The organism is Pseudomonas sp. Hp2 (genome assembly GCF_006386585.1).
Taxonomy (GTDB): Bacteria; Pseudomonadota; Gammaproteobacteria; order Xanthomonadales; family Xanthomonadaceae; genus Pseudomonas_S; species Pseudomonas_S boreopolis.
The window spans coordinates 525,438-540,914 of record NZ_VAHJ01000002.1; the positions used below are offsets into that span (position 1 = coordinate 525,438).

The window sequence follows — 15,477 nt, forward strand, 5'->3', positions numbered from 1 at the left end:
GCGGACACGGACAAGAAAACGCCCCTCGATCGAGGGGCGGCAGGTGGATCAGAAGTTTTCGTACACGAAGCAATGCGTGCGTTGTCGTGGGAAGAAGACGTGCTTCCAGCAGTCGCCGCGGGTATTGCCGCCGTCGAATACCACCATTTCGTAGCGGTCGATGTCGGTCTCCATGAGATCGGCGATGCTGATATGGCGCATGTGCAGCGTGCCGCTCATGCGCTCGAACACCAGCGTTTGGCCGATGGCATCGTCCTGGCTCATGGCATTGATGCAGGCGCCCAGTTGCAGCTCGAAGTCTGCTTCGGCGTCAAGATCGTGCAGTACGTGGTCAACGATGCCGGACAGGTCGAGGCCGGGCTCGGACAGCGAAGTGATCATGGTGTGCTCCAAAGAAGGAGCGGCTCAGCACCCTCGCGGATGCCGAGCCGCAAGGACGGTGGATGCTCCCAGGGAGCGCAGGGACTACGATTCGTACAGCGGCAGACCTTCCAGTACCGGGGCGTCGGCATCGAAGATCAGGAAGCGAACATCGGCCTGGCCGGCCTGTTGCAGCGCGTCCACCAGGGATTCGGGCATGCCCTTGTTCCGGTGTTCCTGCCGCAGTTGTTCGGCGGTGATGCCTTCCAGGTCCTGCAGATGGCTGTCCGCCCAGGGCGTGGAGATCAGCTTGACGCCGATCGCCGGGCTGTACGGGATGCGGAAGGCGATGAACAGGAACCTCTCCGGGGTAGCGAGGTCAGCCAGCTCCATCAGGTAGCGGTTGGCGTCCTCGGTCAGATGGGCGCTGCTGATCTCCCAGGCGCGGCTGTAGAAGCCGGTCTCGAAACTCAGCCGCCCCACGATCTCGCGGGCAGCTCCCTCGGAATAGGTGTCGCCGATATGGACGGGTTCGCCGTTGAAGTCGTCGCCGTGGATGGCATAGACCACGGCGCCCACGACGCCCTCGCCATCGACGCCGTCGCCGGCATCGCACTCGGCCGCCAATTCGTCGCTGATTTCCTCGCCGATATTTCGGATCACGGCGAAGTCGTTGGTGACGATGCAAGGCGACGAGATGAGGTCGCGGTCGGATAGAAGTGCCTGGCTGGCGTGGATGGGACGCCAGACCAGTGGGCTGCCGTCGTCGTAGCTGATGCAGAGGGAGCGGACGATGCGCAGGTTGCTGTACCCGCGAACGAAGAAATTTTCGGTCTTGGACATGGGATTTCTCCAGCAAAGGATTAGGCGGAGCCCATCCCCTGCCGGGGATGGAACCCCAGCGGGTGAAGGAAGGAAAGAACGTCAGGCGGTATCGCCGGACGCGGGTGGGTCGAACAGCCGCTCGGCGACGCGCCGCCGCAGCCGCGAACGGAAGGCGTCGTCGTTGATGCCCGAGAGCACGCTGACAGCCTCCAATGCGATCAGCGCGGAGGCTTCCTCGGCATCGACCGTCAGGACGGCCTTGCGCAATTGCTCGCCAAGCTCCATGGCGTGCGTGGAAGCTCCGAAAAGGCGAACCTCCCGGCTCAGGAAGCAGGCATCGCCGCCGAACTCGAACAGCCGCGGTTTGCTGCAATGCCAGCAGCCCTCGAACTGGATGGCGGCCAGGTGGTGGCCGTCATCGAAACAGGTGGCCACCAGGAACAGTGCCTCCAGATCGGCACCGTCCTCGAACGCGTGCTGTTCGATGAGGTTTTCCAACGCCTCGTCGTCCTCGGCGCCGAAGTGCGCGGCAAGCACCCGCAGGATGCCTGCCAGTGGCGATTCGTCGTCCTGATCCGGCCGATCCAGGCCGAGCGTGGCGGCGAGGTCGGCGAGACCTTCCTGCACGTCGTCCCACTGCGGATCGTTGGACTCGGAAATCCGGGCGATGTAGGCCCGCCCGTTGCCGGGATAGGCTGGATCGAGATTGAACCCGCCGAACAGTGCGGTGATGACCGGCGTGACCTGGTCGAGCGCGAGGACGCCGGTGGCGTCGTAGTAGTTGTTGGCCATGGTGGCTCCTTTCGATGGTCGAGCGGAGCCGGTCCGTGCGGACGATGGCATCCGCATGGGAAAAGCCCGAGGCCGGAATGGCTTCGAGCGGTGGAAGGAAGAAGAGTCAGTCGCCGAAGTCGGTGGTGTCGCCCATCGCCTTCAGCACGTCGATCAGCCCACAGTTGGCGAGCACGTACAGTTCGTTGTAATCGCTGCTGGTCGGAGCCTGCTCCTTGCAGTTCAGCGCCTCATCGAGCGCCACGATGCTGTTGCGGACGTTGCGTGCCACCGTCATGGCCGGCTCGGAAGCGTCGTCATCGACAGGTTCGCCGAGCGCAGCAAGGACGGCACGGGGAGACAAGGCCACCGGAAATGATTCGTACACCTCCGGGACGTCGCCGCGGCAGATGGCTTCCGCGGGCTTGTCGCCGATGGCGAACTGGGTGATTTCGTCGTAGGCCGCGCCTTCGGTGTCATAGTCGATCACCGCGATGCGCGGCAGCGGGACCTGGCCGGGCCAGTCCTGCATGATCACGGTTTGGACTAGGCCACCCTCAAGGACGATGGCGAAGGAAGGGATTCGGGACATGGTCGCTCCTATGAAAAAAGGAGGGACATGGCCCCGAAGGGACGCATGTCCCTCTTGGGGTGAGAGGAAGGAATACGGTGATGTGCCTGGGCAGGCTCACCAGCCGTTGTAGTTGAGCAGCAACTGGGCGAGCACCTGACGGCGTTCCAAGTCGAGGCCACCGAAGTCGGCCAGCCCGTGGAAGCCGCAACGCTTGAGCATGGCGCCGCCCTCGCGTTCGTTGTAGAAGCTGACCATCGCGGCGAGGAACATTCGCTGGCCGCCGCTCAGTACGCCGAGGGCGTCGTTGAGCATCAGCAGGTTTGGACGCAGATCCCACTTTTCGGCGGCATGTTGCAGGCCTTCGCGGGTGCCGTCGCCGAACCACTGGTGGCCGGCGATCTCGACGCCGCGCTTCCATGCCTGGAAGAACGCTTCGGGGGCCTGGGCAAAATGCAGGTCTTCCCGCACGATCAGTTCGAGCACGTCTTGGGGCAAAGACTGGTTCATGAAAAGTCTCCTGGCGAGTGGGATTCAGGAATGGAGGCGCTGTTGCCAACGGCCGATCGCCAAGGCGTGGCTGGCGGCCTGGTAGGAGCGGAAGTACTGGGCGGACTCGCGCGAGACCGGGCCGTCTGCATCGGTGGTGCCGATGTAGTGGCCGGCGGCGCTGTGGCAGACCTGGACGAACAGGCGCTTGCCGACGTGGATCAGGGCCAGATAGCCGATGGCATCGGCTCGGGCCTGGGCGGGGCTCGGAAGCACCGCATGGGGCGGAAGGGACATGGCGATCTCCTGGGGAAGGTCGGAGGCCACATCCCGGTCGGGAAGCAGAACCTCCCGGTCGGTGGAACAAGGCAGCATCGGCTCCGGAAAGGCGCTCGTCCGCGGGGGGGCGATGCGAAGCGGACTGGCGGGTCGCGCGGAAGAGGATTCCGCGGCAGCCGAAAGACCCTGGCTGCTGGCATGGTGCTGACGAAGTCAGCGACGCATGGGAGGAGCATCGCGGCGGGCAAGGTCGCCGTCGCGCGAGAAACAGAAACCCGCCATCACCGTGTTCAACGCAATGCTTGCAACAGTCGGCGTCCCAACCAGGCCACACAGGGCACGGCCATCGAATTGCCGATGGCCTTGTAGCGCGGCGCATCCGCGGCCGGCTTGCCGCGGTACGGCACGAGCGTGTAGTCGTCGGGCATGCCCTGGAGGCGTTCGCATTCCACGGGCATGAGCCGGCGCACCCGCCATTGCGACCAGTCGGCATCCCCCGGCGCCTTCGGGGCGTAGTGGAAATGCGCCTCGTAGGTTGGTGCAAGCACGTGGCCCTTGTCACCGCCGCCGCTGCTTGCACGCAGCACGGGTGAGATGACGCCACTCAGCTCCGCACGCAGACCGTCTTCGCGCCCACGAAGCGAAACCGATACGACCATTGGCCGGCCTTGGCCGGGCTTGCCGCCGCCAGTGGACAGCGTGCCGGTCAACTGGCCGTGCCCTGATTCCAGCCGCAACTCGCCACGCGAGTTCTGCGCGAAAGCGATTGCTGGCACCACACCAGCATTCGCATGACTATTGCGATGCCCACCAGCGCGTAACGTCGGTGCCCGTTCCATCGCTGCATCCGCGCCGCAACCCTGCGCGGTGAAAGCGATGATCGGCACGCCGCGCCCCGTGCCGTCTTCGCTGCATCCCTTGCCGTTGTTGGCGGTGTTCAGAGCATGGCTGATCGTGCCAGTCATCGATTGCACGGCGAAGGTCTCGACCTCGAAGTCGTTCTTGGCGCCTGGGGCCGCCGTCAGGCAGGCGGCCACGTCGATCGGCCCGCAGGTGTTGCCGCCGCCGAAGGCGAGCGTGACCTTGCCGTAGGCGCGGTTCAATCCGGCATAGCTGCCTGCTGCGTCAGTACCCGATGCAGGACCCGTGGCAGCGTCTTGCCACGGAGCGAAGCCCGCCGCAGGATGCCCAGGCACGCCTTCGGACTCGAAAAGTACCGCGGCGGGATCGAGGTCGTCTCGACCACTTGCCACAAGAAACACACGACGACGGCGCTGGGCAACACCGAAGTATTGGGCGTCGAGCACGCGCCACGCGATGCGGCGGCGGGGTCCAGACACACAACCTGCGTGCGTCCACCGCGGCCCTGGTGGTTCGAGCGCACGGCCTTCTCCGGCCAGTGCGCCCAGGAAGCAACCGAAGGCGTTGGAGCGGTCCGAGAGGACGCCCGGGACGTTTTCCCAGACGAGCGTGGCTTCCGGGCGGCGGGCTTGGGTACGGGCTTGATCGATGGCATTGGCCAACTCCACATAGGTCAAGGGTGAGCGCGCCGCGCGGATCGGCGAGCCCTTGGCGGTCGCCGGCGACGCTGAAGGATTGGCATGGAGTTCCGCCGACCAGGATGTCGGGCGCGGGAACGGTGCCGGCACGGATCTGGCGGGCAATGCCCGTCATGTCGCCGAGATTCGGAACCTCGGGGTAGCGGTACGCGAGGACGGCATTGGGGAATGGCTCGATCTCGGCGAACCAGGCGGCTTGCAGCCCAAGGGGCTGCCAGGCCAGGCTCACGGCTTCGATACCGCTGCACACGCTGCCGTACTGCAAAGCTGGAGGGTGTCGAGGGTGCACGGGGGTTCTCCTGTTCGGGGTGTCGGAAAGGCAGGAGAAAGGCGCCGAAGACCGCTCGGGTCTTCGGCTGGCGAGGAGGAAACCACCCGTGGGCTGTCGCAGGACGTGGCCGTCGGTAGAGCCTGTCGCTGCATCAGCGATCGCACCCGGCCCGTGTCGTGGTTGGGGCCGAAATCCTTCGGCACGCATCCGCGCACAAAAGGAGCCTGTTGTTTCGCCGGCAGGCACCGGCATCGACTACCGCTGACCCAGTGGGTCTCCCGGCGGCTCGCGCTGCAAGCCGCCGGGAGACCGACCGGGAGAACGGAAACACGCCGAACAGAACGCCCACGGATGCGGGCGGTGACCAGTGCGCCTTCTCGCCGCGCCGGCAGGAACCGCCGGTGCGGACGTGCACACGTCGCAGAAGGTTGAGCGTGCTGGGTGCCTCGCGGGGTGCGAGGCCTGCGCATCGGTCGCGGCCGGTGCGATGGGGTTGGGTGTGGCGACTACGTGGACGAGCGGCGCGTCTTGCGTGCCGTGCCGCGGGTGCCGCTGTTGGCGCGGCGTCGCGGACTGGATTCGATGGCCACCGTTCCCGTGCAATCCGGATACCGGGTGCATGACCAGAACGCACCGCTCTTGCCCGTGCGCTGGCGCGTGGCGGCACCGCACAGCGGGCAGACCGGCCCCTGCGGCAGCTTGATGGACAAGGTGATGCTGCGGTACTGCTGCACGAGCTGCGCGACCCAGGCCGATTGCTTCTCGACGAAGGTGTCCAGCGTCATCTGGCCGGCTTCGATCATGTCCAGCGCCTGCTCCCAGATCGCGGTCGTACCGGGGTCGGTGATGGCCGGCGGCACGGCGTCGATGAGGGTGAAGGCAGCGTCGGAGGCACGCACGGCACGGCCTTTCTTGATGAGGTAGCCGCGGTCGAGCAGGCCCTTGATGATGTTGGCGCGGGTGGCTTCCGTGCCGATGCCGGTGGTGTCCTTCAGCTTCTGCTTCAGGCGTGGATCGGTGACCAGTTTGGCGACGCCTTTCATCGCCTTCACGAGTTCGCCCTGCGTGTATGGCCTGGGCGGCAGGGTCTTGAGTGCCTTCAGATCGATTTGGCCGACCCGGCAGGCCAGTCCCTCACGCAGCTGCGGCAGCACCTGGCTGCGAGCCTTGGCGTCGCCGTCCTCGTCGGCAGGTTCCGATGCCGCCAGCACCAGGCGCCAGCCCGGCACGACGATCTGCTTGCCGACGGCTTCCAGGTTCTGGCCGCCGCAGGCGAACCGCGCCGTGGTGCGATCGAACTCATGGTGCGGGAGGAACTGCGCCAGGTAGTGCGCACGGATCAGCGTGTAGACGGCCAGTTCCTTCTCGCTCATGGCGGATAGGTTGGCCGGCTCCAGCGTCGGGATGATGCCGTGGTGCGCCGTGACCTTGGCGTCGTTCCAAGCCCGCGAGCGCTGGTTGCGATCAAGCTGGGCGACCAGTGGGCGCAGGGCCGGATCGGTCTTGATGAGGCTGTCGATGACGGTCGGCACCTCGGCGAGCATGCTTTCGGGCAGATAGCCCGAATCCGAGCGCGGGTACGTCGTCGCCTTGTGCGTTTCGTACAACGCCTGCGCGATGTCGAGCGTGTCCTGCACGTCCAGACCCAACTGCCGGGAGCAGACCTCTTGCAGCGTACCCAGGTCGTACGGCAGCGGCGGGCCTTCGCGCACCCGCTCGGTCTCGACGCCGATCACCTGAGCGGTGCCGGCCGTGCGGATGCGCTCGACGGCCTGCTGCGCGACGGGCTGCTGCAGGCAGCGGCCGGCATCGTCGGTGCAGCCCTGCGGCGGCAGCCAGTGGGCGATGAAGGAAGCGCCTCCTGCGGACAGGGCAACCTCGATCGCCCAGAACGGCACGGAGACGAAACGTGCGATTTCGCGGTCGCGGTCGACCACCAGCTTCAACGTCGGGGTCTGCACACGGCCGACCGAGAGCACGCCGTCGTAGCCGGCCTGCCGACCCAGTACGGTGAACAGGCGGCTGAGGTTCATCCCGATCAACCAGTCGGCACGCGAACGGGCGAGCGCCGAGTGGTACAGCGGCAAGGTCTCCGACGAAGGCTTGAGCGCGCCGAGCGCCTTGCGGATCGACGCATCGTTGAGCGCCGAGAGCCAGAGGCGTTGGATGGGGCCGCGGTAGCCACAGTAGTCGATCAGTTCGCGGGCGATCATCTCGCCCTCGCGGTCGGCGTCCGTCGCAATGACCAGCTCGCTGGCCTGCGCCAGCAACTGCTTGACGACCTTGAATTGCGCGGCAGTCTTGGGTTTGACCTCGACCTGCCAGCGCTGGGGAACGATGGGCAGCGGTTCCAGTGCCCATCGCTTGTATTGCTCGCCGTAGGCTTCCGGCGGTGCGGTTTCGATCAGGTGGCCGATGCCCCAGGTGACGCTGAGGCCGGCGCCGGTGTAGCAGCCATTGCCACGCTGGTTCGCGCCCAGCACGCGGGCAATGTCTTTGCCCTGAGAGGGCTTTTCGCAGAGAACCACGCGCATTCGGCCTCCTCGGAAACGTGCTGTTCATCGGATGAGCAGCAGCGTGTCCGGGATGAGCCGGCGACACCGCAAAGAAGCCGCATGGCGCGGCCACCGATTTGTTGGTCGATGAGGCGGCGCGTGCCGCAGCAGCCGGACGGCAAAGCTGCGGTTTGTTCGGCGGGAGCGTCGTATCGGGAGAGCGCGTGGAACTCGGTGGACGTTGGTGGAGCTATCCCCTGGGGATAGCTCCACTGAGGTCTACTGGCGCATGGAGGGCGACGGTGGGTTGCCGCAGCCGCCCTCGCAGAGGCAGCGATCAGGTGACAGGCTTGGGGCTGAGCGTCACCGCTTCGAGGCGGTACGGCAGGATGCCTACGCGGCGGGCCTCGATCTTGAAGGTGACGCGCTCGTTCTTGTCGGCATCCTCCCACTCGTCGCGCACGGTGCGCCCCTCGACCAGCACGCGCATGCCCTTCTGGTAGAGGTTGGCCCAGCGCTCCGCCTCGGGATGCCAGAGTTCGACCGGCGCCCAGAAGCCGCCGCGGTCCTCGTACTCGCCATCCTTCTTCGGGATCGGGTTGTCGAAGTAGACGTTCAGGCGCAGCAGCCTGCGGGGTTCGTCGTTGCCGCTGGGGAATTCGCGGTATTCCGGTGCAGAGCCGATATTGCCCTCGCCACTGAAATGGGTGCTCATCGATGCTTCTCCTGGGAGTGGTTGGCGCGGCTGCGCCGGTGGTAGACCGCTTCGGCCTGGGCGACCTTCTCGGCGGCCTCCAATGCTTGGCGGGCGATGCTGTGGGTGAGGCTGACCTGCATGTTCAGCACGATGCGCTGGACCTCCATCGCGTAGAGGTCGCCGATCAGGTGGTCGGGCGTGGAAGGGCTGGCGATCAGCGACTGCCACAGCGCCACGCCCATCGCCGAACGGTCGGGTCTGCGCCAGCGCAGGAAGGTCGTGCCGGCGCCCGTGGTCTGCTGGGCCAGATGCACGGGCAGCAGGCGGAACGGGTAGTCGGTGGCCTGCGCCAGCACGCGCCGCTGCGCCAGGGCGATCAGGTCGTCGCGCAGCGCGTGGCATTGGCTGGCCCAGTCCTCCAGACTCCCCTTACCCTTAAAAGGAAAAGGGCGTAAAAGGCCTTTTAGGAAGGCGGCGTGTTCCAGCGTCAGGAAGTCCGCCTGTTCCAATGGTGCGAATCGACGCGCGGGGCTGGCGCTCATTCCGGCTCACCCTCGGCATCGCCCGCTGCCGCAGTCGGCGGGGTCTCGTCGTCCAGCGCGGGTTCGTCCTCCGCGCGGCTGGCCCGGCCTCCGGGGGCCGAGGCCAGCGGCGAACGCCGGACGATGGGCGGCGCATAGCGGGAACGCTTCGTGCCTTCGAGCACCTCCTGCGGCAGTTCGCCGTACTTCTCGATGGCTGCACGCGCTGCCGCGTTCTTGGCGGCGAAGTCGTCGCGGGTGCAGCCGGAGTAGCGGTACTGCTGGGCCAGCGAGAACAGGCTGCGCAGCGCGTGCGCGCCTTCGTTGAGCCAGCGTTCCAGGGTCGAGCGGTCGATCAGCGCGGTGTGGTGGGAGAGGATCAGCTTGCGGGCCAGGTCGTCGTAGTCCGCCAAGAGGTAGACGGCCATGAAGCCGAGTTGTGCGTTCACGAACAGCGGCAGCTTGACCGGCTGCACGTTCATGTTTTCTCCGAGCGACAACGCGGGCGGCACGTTCGCCAGCACCTGCTCCACCTGTTCGCGCAGCGATTGCAGGCTGGTCTTGGTCTGCGCCAGCTTGTCTTCGATGCGCAGCATCCACCAGTCGCTGTACGGATCGTCCTGCTCGGCGCCGCGCCGCAGCTTGCTCATGATCGAGAGATAGCCGTTCAGGCCGATGATGCCGGGCCGTCCTTCTGCGGCGGCGCGGCCGTGCCAGATGCGGGAGGCATGATGCGTGTGCAGCGTCAGCGACATCGCGCTGCGCAGCGACCCGAGGTTCAGTTGCAGGGATTCGTTAGTAGGCATGGAGGCGACTCGCAAGGTGGTGAGCGAGTCGCCAGCATCGGGACGGGCCGGAAGGCCGTCAGTCAACAAACCGCACGGACAGGACGCCGGTTTGGGGAGAAGCGGAAGGCTGTGTGTTGCAACTATCCCCTGGGGATAGCGCTATGGAAGGCCAAGGACATCCACTCGGTCAGTGCATGGACCGATTCGGGACGTGGATCAGCGCACCCAACTGGATTGGTCGCGGGGAAGTCGCCCGTCCGGGTCGTTCACTGCCACCGAATTGCCGTCCTTGAGCTGGTCTGCATAGACCACGACGTTGGTTCCTCCCTCGTGCGCCAGGCTCGGAAAGAGGATGCCGGTGTAGCCATGGGCCAGCACCATGTCGGCGAGCACCCAGGTCGGCGGCTCGATGTGCAGTTCCAGCTTCAGGTGGCGCCAGTCCTCGCGCCAGTCATGCCACAGTTCGTCCCATGGTTCGCCGTGATGGAGCTGGCGCAGATCGACCAGGTTGCTCAGCGTCGCGGTGTACGAGCACATCGTGCAGGGAGGCAGGAAGGGCGAGGTCTGCTGGTATTCGCGCAGTGCCGTCAGCTCATCCAGCGACAGGTACAGGGCTTCCACGCCCTCGCGATTGAAGCGTCCGCCGCGGGTGGCGGCACCCGCGCCGCTGGTGGGCCGGCTGGCCCATTGCGGGGTATGCGCCCGGAACAGCGTGGCGCCGGGAGGCAGATCGACGAGGATCATCCGACGAAGCCGGAGCTGATCGATTCCAGGTAGCCGATCGCATCTTCCGTCCGGCCCTCCTGGATCAGTTGCAGCAGCGTCTTGTGGCGGAACGCGGGAATGGGCTCGTTCTTGATCAGGAAGATGGCACGCTGCTGGTCCGGCTGTATCGCCGTCGCGGCCGACAGCACTCGCACCAGGTCGCGCAACGCGGCTTGCAGGCGGGGCGATTCCGGGTGCGTCCGCAGGGTGTTGCGGTGAACGCCCGCAAGCGTGGCCAGATCCTGCTGTTGCAGGTCGAGAACGGCGGCGATGCCCGATGCCGAGAACCGCGACGTACCGGGTTCACGGGTCGATTCGAGCACATCAGCGAAGACGGCGGACATGGCGCTACTCCTCAATGGAGAGTGGTTTCAGGCACATTTTACGCACAGTTCACGCATAGCTCAAGTTCGACCCATTTCCGACCGGGGCCGGACTGGGAAGGCTCCCTGTTGCAACTATCCCCTGGGGATAGCGCCATGGAAAGCCAAGGACGTCTGCTGCTCAGGGCTTGTCCAGGATGGCACGCAGGTGGGCCAGATGGGCCTGGATTTGCTCGGGACTGGCCGCCCTCGGTGCAGGTGGCGCCGGGCCTGGATTGGTCCGTGGACGGGTGCTGGCGGTGTCGGTCTGTCCGGCCCAGGCCTTGAACTCGCCGCGGATCGCCCGCTGAATGATGCCGAACAGATAGCCGGCGGGGTTGCGCACCGTGCTGCCACGGCAGCGGGCGGCCCACTCGTCGAGGACGGCCTGGCGTTGATCGTTCTCGACCTGTTGCAGCGCCACCAGCGCCCCGGCCTGCTGCTCGTCCTTCAAGGACTGGAAGCGCTCGGGCAGTCGCAGGCCGTTGAGTTCTCGCGCACGCGGTACTGTACGTACTTCTTTTATACGACTACTCAGTACTTCAGTACGGTCCTGCTTCGGATTCCGAAGAGGGGTGGATTTGCCGGGTTTTTCGCCTGTTTCGGAATCCGAAGACGGCGATTCCTCGTTCCGAAGAAGGCGTTCGCTGCCTTCTTCGGAATCCTGATCGTCATCCTCCTGTGGATAAGTGTCCGCGAGGTTGGGATGCGTGTGGGCCAGACGCTGGGCGAGCACTTGGAGCCGCGTCGGCAACTGGCGCCCGCGCAGCAGAGGGTCGTCGGCCAACTCCCGCAATGCCTGCTGGCCCACACGCTGGATGGCCTTGCTGGCATGGGTCAGCGCCTGGCTGACCAGTTCCAGGTAAGCAGGGTCCAACTGCATGGCCTCGAAAGGGCTCAGCGGCTCGTCGTGCAGCACGTAGAGGTTGCCGAGGATGCGGCCGGTCTTGGGGTCGCGCCGGCGCCGAGCCAGGCTGAGCCAGCGCGTGAGTCGCAGCACCGTCAGCGCCCGCGCGACGGTCTCGTGGGAGGCCTTCGGGGCGCACGGCGTCGAGGTCAGCCAGGGGCGCAACTGCTCGTAGGTCGGCCAGGCGGTGAGGCCATCGTCGTTAAGCATGAGGCGGCAGACCTGCCAGGCGTTGCGCTCCAAGGGCGTCAACCGCCGGTCGAAGAACAGCGCCCGCGGCACGGCCTCGTGGCGGTTGCCGGAGAACAGAAAGCCGTCCTGCGGCTGCGGGGGGCTGGCCGCGGCGCGACTGGACGCCTCCAGATGCTGAAGCGCACCGTCGAGCAGCGCCGAAAGCGGCATTGGATCTGGCGAGCCTGGACTGGGCATCGTCATGGCCTACACCAGCTTCTGTTCGATCCAGCCCTGTATCGCGGCCCAGATCACCGACATGGGCAGGGACAGCGATTCAGCCAGTTCCATCGTCAGTCCGAGCATGGCGGTTTCATCGTCCAGCGCGATGCCGCGTGCGGTGATGGCGGGCTTCCAACGATGCCAGAGGGTGGTTTCCTGTTCCTCGCTCAGCACGGGATGACGGCCTTTGCGCTTGGGCAAGCCGAGTATTTCGCGGCGCAGCGCCACTTCCTGATGCGTGAGGCCATAGAACTTGCTGACCATCTCGGTGCTGGCGCCGAGCCTGAGCATCCGGTCGACCGAAGTGATCTCCTGTTCGATGTCGCGCATCTGGCTGACCAGCCGCCAGAGCATGTCTCGATCCACTTTCACCGAGCACCACGGCACTCGCGCGTTGGCCAGCAGTGCCACCAGCGCCGGCTGCTTCAGCACGTCCAGTTCGCGCTCGCCGAATCCCATGGCCAGGCATCGGCGCAACTGGCCGTTGCGCAAGTCATGCAGCGCCTGCGCGACGACGGCTTGGTTCAGTGGGTGGGGTGCGGACATGGATGGCCTCCCGTCGGTTCAATCCTCGGTTACATCGCGCGTACCTGCTTCCAGTTCCAAAAGGCGGCGAGCCAGTCGCAACAAGCGAAAGAGCTTGACCAGCCCGTTGTCGCTCAATCGGGGAATCGTGATGGGATGGCCGGGACGAGCGCCTTGCAGCAGCACGCCCAGCGTGTTCAAGCCAGAGGGATCGTGCCCGGCACGATGGATTGGCGCGCTGTCGGTCGCGTCGCCGCTCAGTGCATGCAGCAGCGCCAGTACGGCGCGGCCAAACGCCGGCGCGGTGTGGGTGGCGGGCAGCGCCGCCGAACACCGGAAGCCGATCCCGGCATCGCTCGGCGCGATGCAATCGGCCAACTCGGCCTCGTCGGCGATCTCGCGGGCGAACTGCCCGATGTGGATGCGCAGCCGGTCGGGACTGTCCAGCCCCGGTTCGATGTACCAGACGTCGGTGATCGGAAACAGCCCGCCGGCCTGGACCGGAATCGCACGCAGCACGTTGTCCGCGAAATCCGGCAAGGCCTCGCCCGTGTGCTCGGCGACCAGTTGCTGGATGGCCTGGAGGCGATCGGTACTGGCCGCCGGGGAAACGATGTGACCTTGCAGCCGTTCATTCGCCGCGTCCGCATCTTCGTCTTCGGCTTTCGCAGGCGGTGCTGCGGCCGGTGCCGGGGTGGCCGGCTTCTGCGTCGTCGCCGTGCGTGAGGACGGCGTAGCGGTTTCCGACGTGTCGGCGGCAGGCAGCGGCGATGCTGCAGGTGGGGCGGGCGCGGATGCGGGCACCGTGGGCGGCGCCGAAGGTTCGGCCGGCAGGCTGGGCGGACTGTTCACCGCCCGCTGACGGTTCTCGATGTTGTCGATGTCCAGTTCCAGGGCGTTGTAGTCCGCGCTCAGCAGCTCGGCCATCTGCCCGATCAGCTCGTCCTGTACGCGCTGGGGCGAGAAGTTCTCGGGCTGCGCGTCGAACTGCGCCAGGACGTCATGGAACAGCGTATCGAAATCGACGCTCAGGTGCCGGCCGTGCACGCGCGTTTCCCAGGCGAACTCCGCCGCTTTGCGCAGCACGGCCAGCCGTTCGACCTGATGCCGTCCCAGCCCGCCGTAGAGCACGTTCGGGATCGCCGGCAGCAGGTAGCGCACGGTGTCCTGCATCCGGCTGATGTGGGACTGCTGGACCGGGTAGCCATCGGCGGCCAGGCGGCGGGCCAGTTCGGACTGCGACGGTGGCTTGCCGCTCTCCTGTTCGTACAGCTCGCGGGCTTTCTCCACGCCCAGGGAGCGTTCGATGAAGGTCAGGCCGCCGTGCAGTTCGTTCTCGGCCAAGTGGCCGGTCAGCGCGACAATCTCGCCACGTTCGGGCCAGGGCCGGAACAGGCACGAGATGCGGAAGAACCGCTCGTCCTTCGTCTCCGACCACAGCTCGCGCAGGATCGCCAGCCGGGTGTTGCCACCGTTGCGGATGATGTAGTGGTCGGCACCTGGCCGCCGGGTGATCGGCGGCGGCGCGTCCAGGCCGCGCTCGCGGATCGAGGCCTTGATCTCATCAAAGAGCGGATTGCGCGTCAGCCGCGGGTCGAGTTCGTAAGGCCTCAGCTCGTCGAGCGTGACCACCATCGGGGTATCGGCGATGGGATCGCTCAACGCCTGCGCGGCGGGGCTCTGGCGCTGGAAGCCGCTGGCAAGCAACTTGGCGGCCATGTCGTCGGGTGTCAAGTCAGCCATGACGTTCCCCTCCCGATGCGCTGGCGTGCCGAACCGCCCGCCGCAACTGGGCGCGGGCATTGCGCTCGGCGCAGTAGTCGCTGGCGGTGGAGCCGGTGTAGATCGGCGGCAGGCCCGGCTTGGTGAACTTGAGATGGCCGCCCGATGTGCGCACGACTTCCCAGCCGTGCTGGAGCGCGAACTCGATCAGGCCGCGCAGTTGCTTGTGCCCGCGGGACAACTCATGTGCGCTGGACATGGGCGGCCTCCTTTGCGGTTTTCGTACCGACCTGATCGAACAGGTCCCGCCATTGCGGGAACAGTTCGCTGGCGAGCATGCGGATCGACTCCAGCGCGGCCGGTGCGCTGCGTCCGCTCGGCCGCCGGCCTTCGACGCGATGGACTGGCAGGCCCTGCGTTGCCGCACGCGGGTAGGCTTCGATGGCCGGGATGGCGGTGTTCAGCACGCGCACGTCGCTGCGATCCGCGAATATCTGCCGCAGCGCCTGCTGGATGAGGCGAGCGTTGGCTGAGACCGGCGGCACGCGGTTGATCAGCAGGTGCAGCGGTGGCGGTTCGATGCCCAGGTGGCGGAACGGCGTGATGTCCTCGATCAACTGCAAGGTGCCGCGGCGCAGCTCGCGGGCCGCGAGGATCTCCGGCGTGACCGGCGACAGCGCCAGGTCCGAGGCGAGCACGGCCATCTCCAGCAGCGCGCTGCGTGCGCCCTGGGTGTCGAGCAGCACCAGGTCGTAGCTGGACTGGAAGGCCGGGAGCAGATGCCGTAGCCGCCGGCGTCCATCGGGTGCGTGCAGCAGCAGCGTGTTCAACTGGCCCTTGTCGTCGTTGGAGAGCACCACATCGAGCCGGTCGATGTGCGTGTGCGACAGCAGCTTGTCCGGGTCGCGCTCGTTGAACGCGAGCAACTCGTAGATGCCGGCCGGCGCCTGGCGTGCAAGCGGGTAGTAGCTGGACAGCGTGGGCTGCACGTCCAGGTCGATCAGCAGTACGCGCAAGCCGGCGTCGGCGGCGAAGCCGCCCAGGTTGGCGGCGGTCGTCGTCTTGCCGACACCGCCCTTGGTCGAGATGATGGAGATAGCCAGCATGGTCTGATTCC

The 15,477-nt window shown here is 66.3% G+C and carries 17 protein-coding genes and 1 pseudogene; all 18 read right to left on the reverse strand.

Going from position 1 to position 15,477, the window contains the following annotated elements:
- Nucleotides 1-48: 48 nt before the first annotated feature.
- The 18 genes and pseudogenes from FD678_RS07450 to FD678_RS07535 all read right to left on the reverse strand — a co-directional run bounded on the left by FD678_RS07450 (nucleotide 49) and on the right by FD678_RS07535 (nucleotide 15,466).
- Nucleotides 49-381, reverse strand: a complete 333-nt coding sequence (locus FD678_RS07450; RefSeq protein WP_140720780.1) for a uridylate kinase — start codon at nucleotides 379-381, stop codon at nucleotides 49-51.
- 84 nt (nucleotides 382-465) lie between these two features.
- The gene (locus tag FD678_RS07455) at nucleotides 466-1,203 is read right to left on the reverse strand and encodes a DUF5983 family protein (RefSeq protein WP_140720782.1); all 738 of its coding nucleotides are present in this window, start codon (nucleotides 1,201-1,203) and stop codon (nucleotides 466-468) included.
- Nucleotides 1,204-1,284: 81 nt separating this feature from the next.
- Complete coding sequence (locus tag FD678_RS07460; RefSeq protein WP_140720784.1) at nucleotides 1,285-1,977, reverse strand: hypothetical protein; 693 nt, start codon at nucleotides 1,975-1,977, stop codon at nucleotides 1,285-1,287.
- Nucleotides 1,978-2,083: 106 nt separating this feature from the next.
- Nucleotides 2,084-2,548: a hypothetical protein gene (locus tag FD678_RS07465; protein WP_140720786.1), complete on the reverse strand. Its 465-nt coding sequence runs from the start codon at nucleotides 2,546-2,548 to the stop codon at nucleotides 2,084-2,086.
- Nucleotides 2,549-2,644: 96 nt separating this feature from the next.
- Complete coding sequence (locus FD678_RS07470) at nucleotides 2,645-3,037, reverse strand: hypothetical protein (RefSeq protein WP_140720788.1); 393 nt, start codon at nucleotides 3,035-3,037, stop codon at nucleotides 2,645-2,647.
- Nucleotides 3,038-3,061: 24 nt separating this feature from the next.
- Nucleotides 3,062-3,313, reverse strand: a complete 252-nt coding sequence (locus FD678_RS07475) for a hypothetical protein (RefSeq protein WP_140720790.1) — start codon at nucleotides 3,311-3,313, stop codon at nucleotides 3,062-3,064.
- A gap of 272 nt (nucleotides 3,314-3,585) precedes the next feature.
- Nucleotides 3,586-5,143: pseudogene (locus FD678_RS07480) on the reverse strand (DNA cytosine methyltransferase).
- Nucleotides 5,144-5,631: 488 nt separating this feature from the next.
- A complete protein-coding gene (locus FD678_RS07485; RefSeq protein ID WP_140720792.1) occupies nucleotides 5,632-7,659 on the reverse strand; it encodes a DNA topoisomerase III in 2,028 nt (675 codons plus the stop codon).
- A gap of 298 nt (nucleotides 7,660-7,957) precedes the next feature.
- Complete coding sequence (locus tag FD678_RS07490; RefSeq protein WP_140720794.1) at nucleotides 7,958-8,335, reverse strand: single-stranded DNA-binding protein; 378 nt, start codon at nucleotides 8,333-8,335, stop codon at nucleotides 7,958-7,960.
- A complete protein-coding gene (locus tag FD678_RS07495) occupies nucleotides 8,332-8,859 on the reverse strand; it encodes a DUF3158 family protein (protein WP_140720796.1) in 528 nt (175 codons plus the stop codon). The genes FD678_RS07490 and FD678_RS07495 overlap by 4 nt, the downstream gene beginning before the upstream one ends.
- Nucleotides 8,856-9,644 carry a PFL_4669 family integrating conjugative element protein gene (locus FD678_RS07500; RefSeq protein ID WP_140720798.1) on the reverse strand — a complete coding sequence of 263 codons (789 nt, stop codon included), beginning with the start codon at nucleotides 9,642-9,644 and terminating at the stop codon, nucleotides 8,856-8,858. The genes FD678_RS07495 and FD678_RS07500 overlap by 4 nt, the downstream gene beginning before the upstream one ends.
- 198 nt (nucleotides 9,645-9,842) lie before the next feature.
- On the reverse strand, nucleotides 9,843-10,370 hold the full coding sequence (locus FD678_RS07505) for an RES family NAD+ phosphorylase (protein WP_140720800.1): 528 nt from the start codon (nucleotides 10,368-10,370) through the stop codon (nucleotides 9,843-9,845).
- Complete coding sequence (locus tag FD678_RS07510) at nucleotides 10,367-10,735, reverse strand: DNA-binding protein (protein ID WP_073664146.1); 369 nt, start codon at nucleotides 10,733-10,735, stop codon at nucleotides 10,367-10,369. The genes FD678_RS07505 and FD678_RS07510 overlap by 4 nt, the downstream gene beginning before the upstream one ends.
- Nucleotides 10,736-10,895: 160 nt before the next feature.
- Nucleotides 10,896-12,089, reverse strand: a complete 1,194-nt coding sequence (locus FD678_RS07515; protein ID WP_140721920.1) for an STY4528 family pathogenicity island replication protein — start codon at nucleotides 12,087-12,089, stop codon at nucleotides 10,896-10,898.
- Between the two features lie 9 nt (nucleotides 12,090-12,098).
- Nucleotides 12,099-12,659, reverse strand: a complete 561-nt coding sequence (locus tag FD678_RS07520) for a DUF2857 domain-containing protein (protein WP_140720802.1) — start codon at nucleotides 12,657-12,659, stop codon at nucleotides 12,099-12,101.
- An 18-nt stretch (nucleotides 12,660-12,677) separates the two neighbouring features.
- Nucleotides 12,678-14,381: a ParB family protein gene (locus tag FD678_RS07525; protein WP_140721923.1), complete on the reverse strand. Its 1,704-nt coding sequence runs from the start codon at nucleotides 14,379-14,381 to the stop codon at nucleotides 12,678-12,680.
- Entirely contained in the window at nucleotides 14,374-14,619 is a 246-nt protein-coding gene (locus FD678_RS07530; protein WP_140720805.1) for a type II toxin-antitoxin system HicA family toxin, read from the reverse strand. The genes FD678_RS07525 and FD678_RS07530 overlap by 8 nt, the downstream gene beginning before the upstream one ends.
- On the reverse strand, nucleotides 14,603-15,466 hold the full coding sequence (locus FD678_RS07535; protein ID WP_140720808.1) for a ParA family protein: 864 nt from the start codon (nucleotides 15,464-15,466) through the stop codon (nucleotides 14,603-14,605). The genes FD678_RS07530 and FD678_RS07535 overlap by 17 nt, the downstream gene beginning before the upstream one ends.
- Nucleotides 15,467-15,477 lie beyond the last annotated feature (11 nt).

What these genes read in the sequence shown, in the direction of transcription:
- FD678_RS07495 (WP_140720796.1), bottom strand. Translation starts at nt 8,859, where the DNA reads ATGAGCGCCAGCCCCGCGCGTCGATTCGCACCATTGGAACAGGCGGAC.
- FD678_RS07510 (WP_073664146.1), bottom strand. Translation starts at nt 10,735, where the DNA reads ATGTCCGCCGTCTTCGCTGATGTGCTCGAATCGACCCGTGAACCCGGT.
- FD678_RS07465 (WP_140720786.1), bottom strand. Translation starts at nt 2,548, where the DNA reads ATGTCCCGAATCCCTTCCTTCGCCATCGTCCTTGAGGGTGGCCTAGTC.
- FD678_RS07520 (WP_140720802.1), bottom strand. Translation starts at nt 12,659, where the DNA reads ATGTCCGCACCCCACCCACTGAACCAAGCCGTCGTCGCGCAGGCGCTG.
- FD678_RS07450 (WP_140720780.1), bottom strand. Translation starts at nt 381, where the DNA reads ATGATCACTTCGCTGTCCGAGCCCGGCCTCGACCTGTCCGGCATCGTT.
- FD678_RS07455 (WP_140720782.1), bottom strand. Translation starts at nt 1,203, where the DNA reads ATGTCCAAGACCGAAAATTTCTTCGTTCGCGGGTACAGCAACCTGCGC.
- FD678_RS07535 (WP_140720808.1), bottom strand. Translation starts at nt 15,466, where the DNA reads ATGCTGGCTATCTCCATCATCTCGACCAAGGGCGGTGTCGGCAAGACG.
- FD678_RS07470 (WP_140720788.1), bottom strand. Translation starts at nt 3,037, where the DNA reads ATGAACCAGTCTTTGCCCCAAGACGTGCTCGAACTGATCGTGCGGGAA.
- FD678_RS07485 (WP_140720792.1), bottom strand. Translation starts at nt 7,659, where the DNA reads ATGCGCGTGGTTCTCTGCGAAAAGCCCTCTCAGGGCAAAGACATTGCC.
- FD678_RS07460 (WP_140720784.1), bottom strand. Translation starts at nt 1,977, where the DNA reads ATGGCCAACAACTACTACGACGCCACCGGCGTCCTCGCGCTCGACCAG.
- FD678_RS07505 (WP_140720800.1), bottom strand. Translation starts at nt 10,370, where the DNA reads ATGATCCTCGTCGATCTGCCTCCCGGCGCCACGCTGTTCCGGGCGCAT.
- FD678_RS07530 (WP_140720805.1), bottom strand. Translation starts at nt 14,619, where the DNA reads ATGTCCAGCGCACATGAGTTGTCCCGCGGGCACAAGCAACTGCGCGGC.
- FD678_RS07490 (WP_140720794.1), bottom strand. Translation starts at nt 8,335, where the DNA reads ATGAGCACCCATTTCAGTGGCGAGGGCAATATCGGCTCTGCACCGGAA.
- FD678_RS07475 (WP_140720790.1), bottom strand. Translation starts at nt 3,313, where the DNA reads ATGTCCCTTCCGCCCCATGCGGTGCTTCCGAGCCCCGCCCAGGCCCGA.
- FD678_RS07515 (WP_140721920.1), bottom strand. Translation starts at nt 12,089, where the DNA reads ATGCCCAGTCCAGGCTCGCCAGATCCAATGCCGCTTTCGGCGCTGCTC.
- FD678_RS07500 (WP_140720798.1), bottom strand. Translation starts at nt 9,644, where the DNA reads ATGCCTACTAACGAATCCCTGCAACTGAACCTCGGGTCGCTGCGCAGC.
- FD678_RS07525 (WP_140721923.1), bottom strand. Translation starts at nt 14,381, where the DNA reads ATGGCTGACTTGACACCCGACGACATGGCCGCCAAGTTGCTTGCCAGC.